The following is a 9,990-nucleotide window of genomic DNA, read 5'->3' on the forward strand; positions in this document are numbered from 1 at the left end:
GCGATCTTCTTGCCACAGTCAGGGCATTCCCAGATGTTAAGAGGTGTTCCCCAATATCTGTCACGAGATACTGCCCAGTCCTGAATGTTCTCAAGCCACTTACCGAATCTTCCTTCACCAATTGATTCTGGGATCCAGTTGATCTCTTTATTATTTCTTACAAGGTCATCCTTGATATCTGTAACTTTGATAAACCATGACTCACGTGCATAGTAGATAAGTGGAGTATCGCATCTCCAGCAGTGTGGATAGTCATGCTCTGCCTTTGGTGATGAGAAAAGGATTCCTCTTTCAGCAAGATCCTTAAGTACTTCAGGATCTGCTGATACAGCACCTGCCTCAATCTCCTTTGCAGTAGGCTTGCAACGCATTCCTGCAAACTTACCTGTTTCAGGCTTAAGACGACCACTCTGATCTACCATCTGTACAAAAGGAGCATCATACTTACGTCCAACTCTTGCATCGTCTTCACCAAATGCAGGAGCTATATGTACGATACCAGTACCATCTTCCATAGTTACATAGTTGTCGCAATATACAAAGAAGGCTTTCTTGTGCTGCTTGTCTGTCTCAGCCTTAGCACACTCGTATAAAGGCTCATATTCCTTGTACTCAAGTTCCTTACCCTTATATGTTTCAAGAACTTCATAAGCAGGCTTTCCTTCTGGATTAACCTTCTCATCCTTGGCAAGAGGTCCAATAACCTTATCAAGAAGTGCTGAAGCCATGTAGTATGTATTTCCATCTACGCACTTAACCTTAGCGTACTCTTCGTCAGGGTTAACGCAAAGACCGATGTTAGAAGGAAGAGTCCAGGGTGTTGTTGTCCATGCAAGGAAATATGCATCTTCGCCGGATACCTTGAAACGTACAACAGCTGTACGATCCTTGATAACCTTATAGCCCTGTGCTACCTCATGAGATGAAAGAGGAGTTCCGCATGAAGGGCAATAAGGAACAACCTTGAATCCCTTATAAAGAAGACCCTTGTTCCAGATCTCTTTAAGAGCCCACCACTCTGACTCGATATAATCGTCATAATATGTTACATAAGGGTTATCCATGTCAGCCCAGAAGCCAACCTTACCGGAGAACTGCTCCCACATTCCCTTATAAGTCCATACTGATTCTTTACACTTTTTGATGAAAGGCTCGATACCATATTCTTCAATCTGATCCTTGCCCTCGATACCTATTTCCTTCTCAACCTCAAGCTCAACCGGAAGACCGTGAGTATCCCAACCGGCTTTACGTGGAACCTGATATCCCTTCATAGTTCTGTAACGCGGGATCATATCCTTGATCGCACGTGTAAGAACATGTCCGATATGTGGCTTACCATTTGCTGTTGGCGGTCCATCATAAAACATGTAGATTTCATTGCCATCTTTTTGTGATACGCTCTTATTGAAGATATCATTTTCTTTCCAGAAATCGACAATCTCAGCTTCGCGATCAACGAAGTTCATGCTGTTATCAACCTTCTTATACATCTCTTACTCCTTCTTTTTGAATTGTACGTCATAGGCATACAAATAAATAAAGCTCTCGTCCTTGTAAAAAGGACGAGAGCTAATAATAAGCTTCGTTATACCACCTGTTTACACATACGCGCCGTATTTATAATAATACAGTTGAATATGGCTCTTAATAACGGTAAGATACCGGCTTGGCCTACTGATAATACCTTCAGCCTCGCAGCTTGGAAGTGATCTTCACAGAATGCTTACTCGGTCTGCCTTGCACCACCCGGCAACTCTCTGATTCTTTCAGCAATTCGCTACTGTCTTCGTCATAGCTTTTTATTTATTTGCATTAACTATAAAACCTTATGGCATAAATTGTCAAGCTAATTGATTTTATCTGCTTAAATAATACAGATAATTATTCTTCACTGGCACCTTCTGCTGCTGAATCAGATTCTGCTGCATCATCAGTTTCTGCTTCTTCTGCTTCTTCAGCTTCTTCTGCCTCAGCATCCTCTGCCTCTTCTGAAGCACCTTCTGCAGCCTCGTCTGAAGAATCAGCTTCTGTAGCTGCTGAGCCTGAAGCATTCTCTCCAGCAAGAACCCACTTGAAGTTATAGTATGAAGAATAGTAAGATAAAGCATCTTCAATATCAGCTGTTGTCTCATATCCATAGATTCCATAGATGTAAGAACCATCCTTGAAATCATGTCTTAAGTAATCGTAGTTGTATGTGCTATAACTGATATTCTCTAAAACAAGGTTACCGTCGCCATCAAGTACAACATCATCAACTTCTACAACCTGGTAGTAAGAATATTCTTCGCTCTTATACTTAAGTGTTATCTTATATGTTACATAGACATCAACACTGTCGTAGTAGCTGTCTGCCTTAGGCTCACCTACATACATTCCATAATACTCAACATTGGAAATTGTTACTGAACCATCTTCTGTCTTTTCATCACCAATGTTATCAGATGTATAAACAAGTTCCTGATCTTCAAGGTAGCTCTGAATCTGTCCAAGAACATCTTCAGTTATCTGGTCAGCCTTTGTTACATACTGGTTAAGGCCTTCTACTGTGAAATCTTTTGAAAGCTGTGTTGGCATTGCACCATAATTAGTAACAAACTCTTCTATGAATTCTTCGTCTGACTTAGTTTCATCATATTTAATTGTAACAGTGATCACATCGCCATTTGAAAGATCATCAAGCTGCTCATAATCATAGTTAAAATAATAATCATAGTTATTAAAGTACTCGTTTGTAACATTTGAATCATCAAGAGAACCATAAGCATCTGGAGCTATACCATAGTATGTGATCTCAAGTCCTTCAAAAGGATCAAATGTAGGAACTTCTTCAAGGCCCTTAACTTCAAATGTTATACCATCAGTTGTAGTCTTAAGATTAAGATCCTCAAGAAGAGCTTCTGCATCATACTTAAACTTTACTGTAACCTTATCACCATTTGTAAGCTTTTCAGTCTTATCAAGTGATACTGCTTCGTCAAGGTACTGAGCGATAAGCTTCTTAGCGCTAGTATCTTTCATGTCCTTGTCTTCGCCATGATACTTAAGCTTCTCACCAAAATCTTTTTTGAACTGTGATTCATCAAACTCAAGTGTAGCTGTACCAAGAGTATCATAACCCTCGAACTTAACTTCTACATACTCTTTAAGATCTACTTCTATAGGACGTGAATTAAGATAGAACATAATTCCGCCAACAGCAGCTGCTACAAGAACAAGAAGAATTATGACAGGAATAAGGATCTTCTTGATGCCCTTTCCGCCCTTCTTTGCACCATCATTTCCATTGTTTACAGGTGCTGCCGGATCAGGTACTCCTGCATAGATATTGTCAAAAGACTGTCCCTGATTCTGAGCTCCCATTCCAGGCTGCTGGAAATTAGCGTTCTGGAATGTTCCGCCTGCCGGCTGTCCAAAATTGTTCTGCATATTGCCCTGTTCGCCATTCTGAGCAAATTCGTTTGCTGCAGGTGCCTGGCTCTCAGGAAGAATTACCTTTGTTCCGCATTCGCTACAAAAAAGTGTACCTTCCTGTAACTCAGCTCCGCAATTACTGCATTTCATTTAATATACCTCCCTAAAATGCTACGTTAAATAGTTTATGTTCTGTAATAGAATCCACAAATAATTCATATTTTCTACAGACGGTGAACATTATAACATAGTAATTTGATGTTGAAAATATGGTTTTTTGACGTTTCATCGTATAAATCTGTCATTTCGTCGGATTCTTCTCTAAACAAAACTAATATTTTCAAAACTGATACCTTTACAATGTTGCATACTGATAGACTGAATTTTACGGTCTTCTATTTCTATGTCCTTGAACTTCATATTTTTGATCTCGTATCCGGGTTCATCAAAACCGTAAAGTTCAATTGCAGGAGCCTCTTTTATACCACCACCTTCAAAATTATGCTGGTCCGTATAATGTCCCTGGAGATACACTCTTTCAAAAGTACAATTTTCAAATACAGGAGGATGAGGTGATACCCTTTCTCCATCATCATTATACAAGACTGAATGCATCAGTATCCTGGATGCTTTACAGTCAGTAACATGGATATTTCTTACGTATGCACCTCTTTTCCTGGTTCCCTTTATCTCAAGGCCGCACCAGGAATCAGAAAGATCGCAGTCCCATATTCTTACATCTGATACTCCGCCGCTCATCTCAGATCCTATACAGATTCCATGACCCATCTTCGATACACAGTCAAAAACTCTTATATGCTCTGAAGGACGGTTTATGATATTACCCTCGGGATTTTTGCCGGACTTAATAGCGACTCCGTCATCACCTGTATTAAATACAGCTTTAAATAATGTACAGTTAGTAGATGAATCCGGATCCCAGCCATCACCGTTCCATACTCCATATGAATTGATAGTAACATGATCTGTAACTATGTCATCGCAGTAGATCATATGTACATTCCAGCAGGCTCCATCAGAAAGTGTAAGTCCTGTGATCCTTACCTTGGAGCAGTTACTTAGATTTATAAGACGGGGACGTACCCTTCCCTGAATGGTATGGTCTGTCTCATATTCTTTGATCTTATCTCCAAGAGATTCCAGATATTCTTTCTGCTTTTTGGTCTCATCTTCTATGATAGCCATTCCCAGCTTCTGACCGCCTGAACGGATCTCGCCCTTTCCTCTTATAAGGATATTGCTGCATGAAGGGCCACTTGTATGATCAAGCTCACCTGCATTAAGAAGAGAGGAATAGCACATGCTTTCATGTCCTTCAAATCTGCTCTTTATCATAGGAAGATAGTCATTAAAGTCTGCTGTTCCATGAAGGATAGCACCCTCATCAATATAGATCTCCATATCAGAATGCAGTCTGAGGGCACCTGTCATATAATCACCCTTTGGAATAAAAATCTGTTCGCCAGGTCCGCAGTCATCGAATGCCTTCTGCAAAACTGCCGTATTCATGGTACTTCCATCGCCTATAGCATTATAAGGCTCCTTGGTCACATCGATCCTGTTCTTTGTTCTTGCTGTTCTTACATTACTTGCAGCATAGAAGACGGCTTTTTCAGATTCATTATTGATCATCTTTAGATCATCATCACATGAAGCTTTAACTTCTATATAATATACAGAATCTGGTCTTAGATCATCCCAGGTATAATGGGTTTTATCTGTAACACTGCTCTCCCCATTGATGCTGACTTTATATTCTTTTACTTTATATCCTGGCTTATCCCACCAAATGGTAATGTCACTATCTGTAACAAGACTATGTAATTCCATACCCTACTCCTCATATTTATTCAGGAAAGTTTGTCATGATCCTCCATTTAAGGAAGCATAGTTCTTCTCTCACTAAGACAAACTGTTAACGTTACTTTTTTAATGAAGTCCTCTTATCCATGTCTTAGCCATAGATACCCAGGCTGATGTTGAAGGAACATATTCCTTACCTGACTTAAGATTACTAAGTTCATCTTTACCCGGATCACTATCTCCAAATGCAGATACTGTTCTCTCATCTCCAAGAGAAAGGCCATGCCCTCCCTTACGAAACAGATGATACTCAACAGGTATATTCTCTCTCATAAGAGCTTCTACAAGAAGAACCGAATTCATGGGATGAACACTTCCATCTTCTGCAGTGCCCCAGATAAATGCAGGCGGAACATTTTTATTCACATGCTTTTCAAGTGATACCTCATCAAGAAGCTTATTGTACTTTTCTTCTGATTCATGATCAGCTGCTGTACCAAGAAGATTCTCAAATGAACCCCTGTGCGCATATTCTCCTGATGTGATAACAGGATATCCCAGCATCATTCCGTTAGGGCGAAGCTCTTCAACATCAACATGTGGATCTTCTTTGGCAAAACCATGTGCTATATCATATTCAAGCTGCTGCCTTATAAAATCTTCTGTCCATCTTTCACAATAGTTGCACACAAGGTGGCCTCCTGCAGAAAATCCAATACTATATATAGCATCAGGATCTATCATGAATTCCTCTGCATGTCTTCTAAGATACAGATGTGCTCGTCCAAGCTGTATAAGAGCATCAGGGTATCTTGCAGGTGCGCATGAATAACGAAGCACTGCTGCGTTATATCCCATAGCAAGAAACTGCATAGCAACAGGATCAGCCTCTCTGTCTGATGTATAGGCATAGGCGCCTCCCGGACACACAATGACTATAGGTCTTACTCTCCAGGCAAAATTATTGCTAAGATCCTGCAGGTGAATGTGAAGAGAAGCCTCCATTCCATGACGAGTTCCACCAACTGTAGCATAGATTGTTTTCATAAATATTATCCTTTATCCTTCATAAGCAATTCTTTTTATATGACTATGATGCATATCTGTTATCCAGTCAACATCATCCGTGATCCATTCCATGATATCCAGCATATGCTTTTCCCATCTAATTGTATCTTCCTTTTCCTCCTGTGTCATCTCATGTTCCATAGAAGTATCTATCTCATCATAGCCAAAGATGTAATCTCCGCTGTTCCATATGGAAAAATTGGAATCAGGTCCCTTAGTAACCTCTGTTCGTGCATTTGCAAGTTCGTCATGACGGCGCTTATATTCCCTTGTGTCTCCATTTATAAGATGAGTCATGAAGACCCTGTGCCTTATCATGGACTTATCCTTTCTGACTATTCCAAAGTCTTCATACATAAGATCCATATTCTTATTAAAGTCGCTTGTAAATTCTGACATTTCTTCTATAGTGCCCATAGCAGGAGCAAGGATACTAGCTGTAGCAGGCTCTTTTTCATCTCTTTCATAATATCCAAAAAAGAAAGTGTCGCAGTTCCAAAGACTAAAATTTGATGCACAATTCGCACTTATATTAGTACGTATGCTATTCCAGCTTTCACCAAATTTTTTTAGAAAATCCCCAACTGTTCCTTCTTTAACTTTAAATGCAAAGCTATATCTCTCCATAAAATTCCTTCCCTTCCTTTTCATATATAAATTTGTCATGCCCCTTAATTAGGGAGTTATTCTCTCGTCTTGATAAAAATATTTAAAGCCAGCCCGTGGACAAAAAGCAAAATGCTTCTTATATTTCCACTATCAGGCTGGCTTTTAGCTCTTAAAATTATCACATCATTTCAGTTCACTTATCTGTGTTTCGAAAGGCTTAAGGCTTACATCAACCTTTCCCTGCTCTGTCATAATAGAAGTCTTTTGCACTTTATCAGTCTCGTTCATTACGACAAGTCTGTTGGCATTTGGATAGTAAGCACATTCTGTATCAGCATTATCTGTAATATATAATGCTTTGCCAAGATCTCCTTTTGCATAAAGCATAAGGTTCAAAAGAAGTCTTGTATTCTCATTGGATATCTGGAAGCTTGAAAGGTATATTCCCTTACCCTTTCCAAAATCATGTACTGATATAGTCGGAAGCTCATTCTCCTTAGCAAGGACTTTGGCCTTACCATCAGTAATAAATATATAGTCTTTACCCTTTACGCTGGCTCCATCAGGAATAAGTCCGTCAACTGTTTCAATATCAAACTGCCATCTTCCATGACAGGCTTTAGCTCCCTTGTCTATATCTATTCCCAGAACAGGCGCTAGTCTAAGGAAGTTCTTATATCCCAAAAGTGCAGACGGCTCATTTACACCTATAAATATTCCACCTTCGCCTGCCCATCTGAATATAAGTGACATCACTCTGTCATCGCCCCAGTTGTCACCACCGCTCCAGGCATCACCTGCACGTCCTGCATTTATGAGAATATCAACATCATCAAGCGCTCCGTCTATTACATCCTGGAAGTTTATAAACTTAACATCGACAGGAAGACCGGAAAGTGCCTCATTTATATGAATAAGGTCATGCATGTAAGTTTCATGGAAGTGTCCTGACAAGGTCCAGCTTCTAAGATGTCCCCAGCTATGAAGAACAGCAACCTTGTATCCCAAAGTATAAGGCTTTCCTTCAGCATGAAAAGATTTTATCAGCCTGAATTCATCTGCAACTTTTTCTATATAGTCATTAAACTCAGTTTCATTTTCTACAAGATGCAGATATCCGCCAAGTCCTATTCTGTCTACAGGTTCACGAAGAAGGGCACGTCTTACCCTGTTCCAGTATATCGCAGCATCTCTTGCAGGATTGCCACCTTCAGAGAAGGTCGGAGCTCCGCCAAGACCAGTCGGGAAAAGATATGGATGAAGACGAAGCTCATGAGTATCAGCCTTAGCACCTGCACAAAGCCTTGCCTCATAACCGTTAAATACACATTTTATAAGTCCGTCAAAATTGAACTCTTCAAATCTCTTACTGTAAGGTTCTACTCCTACCCAGCTGTCATCATAGAAAACATAAGCTTTTTTGCCATAAGAATGAACAAGCTCTACAAGCTTCTTACCATAAGAAACTACAAACTGATTGGTAAAGTCCATATAATCAAGAAGCTTTTTGGTAGGCGGCATATGTGTCGGATGATTGCTTCCTTTATTAATGAAGTCTTCTGAAGTAAGAGCATATCCGTACTGTTTCTTGAACTCTTCAAGAGCAAGAGGGCTTACAGTAAAGTCATAGCTGCCCCAGTCTGTATAGAGGTTTCTGTCTTTTTCATCAGATCCCCAGATCCATACAAAGTTATAGAACATGGATGTAAAGCGGACAACATTGGTAAGGGGATGTTCCTTGCACCAGTTATCCATCCACTTGTAAAGATAATCCTGAGCCTCTGCGGATCTTGGATCAACAGGTATAAGGTGCTCAGATGTCCAGTTATTGGTCACATGATTGTACATATTGATCTCTTCCCACTTACGATAAGCAAGGAAGTTGACCGTATATTCATGGAAAGGCTCTGTAGTCTTGATAACTACATGATCAAGCTCTTTCTCATAATTCCATAATCTCTTTGGAACTTCTGTATTTGTTGTTCTGTCAAAAACCTGCCAAAGCTCAACTGATTCTTTGCTTTGATTGACATCAAACTGCTCTGTAAAATATCCGTCAAGAAGATGTATAGTAAGGAAGTCACTATCAGCGATCTTAGGCATACTCTGTAAAAAAGTCTGCTGCATATTTGAAGGGTGCTTTTTGACCCAGTCATTATGACCTCTTATAATACATACGGTAGAATAAATATCGTAACCAGCCTTTAAAATATCAGGTGAAAGCTGGGTACCATCACTGTCTCTTATAACATCTGCTCCCCATTTTTCTGCCATTTTAAGAGTCAGATCTTCGTATCCGGATTCTCCCGGTAATGTAAAACTGCCTTTCAGTTTTTCTGTCATAGCTATCTCATCCTCATTCTTTTATGATGTCGATACATTTGGCCGGTTTGATCCCAAGTCCAAAGAAAAAAGTTGCTTTTTGAATCAAAGAGCTCCGTCACTTCTAAGGCTTCCATATTCAAGAAGTCCTGCAAAGAAGGCAAGTGCAAGGCCCTGACCCCATCCCTGCATCCAGTCACGGCTTATATTTCTGTATCCGTCCCTGTCTTTCATTACTGCTGTTCCGCCTGAAACGTTCATAACACGTCCCTCAGGAGATACATTTGCAAGTATACCTTTTATAGACTTATTGATATATTTGATATGAAGAGGGTTGCCTTTTGAGAGCATAGCTGCTGCAATTCCGGCAGATGCAGATATCTCTTCATAAGATTCAGGATCATCCAGGATAGTGCGCCATAAACCATTTTCTGTCTGAACTTCCTTAAGTGCTGCAAGCTGCTCATTAAGTGATCCTACAATATCAAGAAACTGCGGATACAGATATGCTTCCGGAAGAATATGTCCTACCTGGGACATTGTAAAAGCAGCCCACGCATTAGCTCTTCCCCAGTAGAAGCCTGACATGTGATCCTTGGTTATATTGTTATAGCCGTGATAATATAATCCGGTATTTTTGTTCTGAAGATATTTGATATGCCAATAGTACTGATTAAGTGCATCAGCTATAAGCTCTTCATCCTGTTCATGTACACCAACTCTTAAAAGGAAGAAGGCTGCCATGAAAAG

The 9,990-nt window shown here is 40.0% G+C and carries 7 protein-coding genes; all 7 read right to left on the reverse strand.

What is annotated here, in order from left to right; translation table 11 throughout:
- A partial coding sequence (locus K6G87_RS13115) for a class I tRNA ligase family protein (RefSeq protein WP_296838126.1) occupies nucleotides 1–1,493 on the reverse strand: 1,493 nt, incomplete at its 3' end.
- Nucleotides 1,494–1,884: 391 nt separating this feature from the next.
- Entirely contained in the window at nucleotides 1,885–3,567 is a 1,683-nt protein-coding gene (locus K6G87_RS13120) for a zinc ribbon domain-containing protein (RefSeq protein ID WP_296838129.1), read from the reverse strand.
- Nucleotides 3,568–3,738: 171 nt separating this feature from the next.
- Nucleotides 3,739–5,268, reverse strand: coding sequence for a glycosyl hydrolase family 28 protein (locus tag K6G87_RS13125; protein ID WP_296838131.1), 1,530 nt, complete (start codon nucleotides 5,266–5,268; stop codon nucleotides 3,739–3,741).
- A gap of 99 nt (nucleotides 5,269–5,367) precedes the next feature.
- The gene (locus K6G87_RS13130) at nucleotides 5,368–6,288 is read right to left on the reverse strand and encodes an alpha/beta hydrolase (RefSeq protein ID WP_296838134.1); all 921 of its coding nucleotides are present in this window, start codon (nucleotides 6,286–6,288) and stop codon (nucleotides 5,368–5,370) included.
- Nucleotides 6,289–6,300: 12 nt separating this feature from the next.
- On the reverse strand, nucleotides 6,301–6,936 hold the full coding sequence (locus tag K6G87_RS13135; protein WP_296838136.1) for an L-rhamnose mutarotase: 636 nt from the start codon (nucleotides 6,934–6,936) through the stop codon (nucleotides 6,301–6,303).
- Between the two features lie 165 nt (nucleotides 6,937–7,101).
- Nucleotides 7,102–9,261 (reverse strand): 1,3-beta-galactosyl-N-acetylhexosamine phosphorylase, encoded by a 2,160-nt coding sequence (gene gnpA / locus K6G87_RS13140; RefSeq protein WP_296838139.1) that lies wholly within the window; start codon nucleotides 9,259–9,261, stop codon nucleotides 7,102–7,104.
- 84 nt (nucleotides 9,262–9,345) lie between these two features.
- Nucleotides 9,346–9,990: glycoside hydrolase family 88 protein (locus K6G87_RS13145; protein ID WP_296838142.1), on the reverse strand; the 645-nt coding region annotated here is incomplete at its 5' end.

The sequence above is a fragment of the Butyrivibrio sp. genome (assembly GCF_024699075.1).

Excerpts from the sequence above, each read along its gene's own strand:
- K6G87_RS13120 (WP_296838129.1), bottom strand. The coding sequence starts at position 3,567 with ATGAAATGCAGTAATTGCGGAGCTGAGTTACAGGAAGGTACACTTTTT.
- K6G87_RS13125 (WP_296838131.1), bottom strand. The coding sequence starts at position 5,268 with ATGGAATTACATAGTCTTGTTACAGATAGTGACATTACCATTTGGTGG.
- K6G87_RS13130 (WP_296838134.1), bottom strand. The coding sequence starts at position 6,288 with ATGAAAACAATCTATGCTACAGTTGGTGGAACTCGTCATGGAATGGAG.
- K6G87_RS13135 (WP_296838136.1), bottom strand. The coding sequence starts at position 6,936 with ATGGAGAGATATAGCTTTGCATTTAAAGTTAAAGAAGGAACAGTTGGG.
- gnpA (WP_296838139.1), bottom strand. The coding sequence starts at position 9,261 with ATGACAGAAAAACTGAAAGGCAGTTTTACATTACCGGGAGAATCCGGA.